Origin of the sequence: Bartonella sp. AP58NXGY, assembly GCF_042195785.1 — a bacterium.
Taxonomy (GTDB): Bacteria; Pseudomonadota; Alphaproteobacteria; order Rhizobiales; family Rhizobiaceae; genus Bartonella.
The window spans coordinates 1-627 of sequence record NZ_JBHIOY010000330.1; the positions used below are offsets into that span (position 1 = coordinate 1).

1 protein-coding gene and 1 pseudogene are annotated in these 627 nt (G+C 39.4%); both read right to left on the reverse strand.

The annotated features are described in order from the left end of the window. The coding region (locus tag ACFINC_RS11215; protein WP_375617252.1) for an antA/AntB antirepressor family protein at nt 1-176 on the reverse strand (176 nt) is incomplete at its 3' end. A 304-nt stretch (nt 177-480) separates the two neighbouring features. Further along, a pseudogene (locus tag ACFINC_RS11220) lies at nt 481-627 on the reverse strand (late control protein); the annotation flags it as partial.

The following is a 627-nucleotide window of genomic DNA, read 5'->3' on the forward strand; positions in this document are numbered from 1 at the left end:
TTGGTGAAAACTAAATAATCCTGATTTTCTAATAAATTATATTTATTGATGCGATCTTTAATCCAATTGGAAAAGTCTCGTTTTGCCTCTAAAAACGCATGCAGATCACGTGCATTTACTGTCTGAACAGTATCGCCATCAATGATCTGTTCTGATATTTCTATAAGAGTGTTCATGTGAACTCCTTGTGGGTTAGATGTTTTTGATTGACACTCTAAAAAAGAGTGCCGGGTGCTCAAAAACACGGCCACAAGCCCGTCGCTATGCTTTTCCCATTAAGGGTATTTTATGGCATAGCTACACCCGACAAGCCATTTATATGCTACAGCATACAATGAGTCAAAGTCTTTAATGTGCGGAGAAGAGATTGTGTCGGCAATCTATCCGCTTGTGGATTCAAGGTGTTTTCTAGGCACCTGATTCGATTATTCATATTGTCGCCACATTGTCAAGAAAATTTCTATAATTTTTTAATTTTGCTTACATAGCCTCCTCGTCCATATGGATAACGCCTTCGCCTTCATCACATGCGTTAGGTGGGGCGTTTGGATCAAGGGTATCATCTTTATCTGGTGTGGTATTGGCTACGTTTTTTGCAGCGTCTTCTTGGGTTTCATCAAAAAGTTC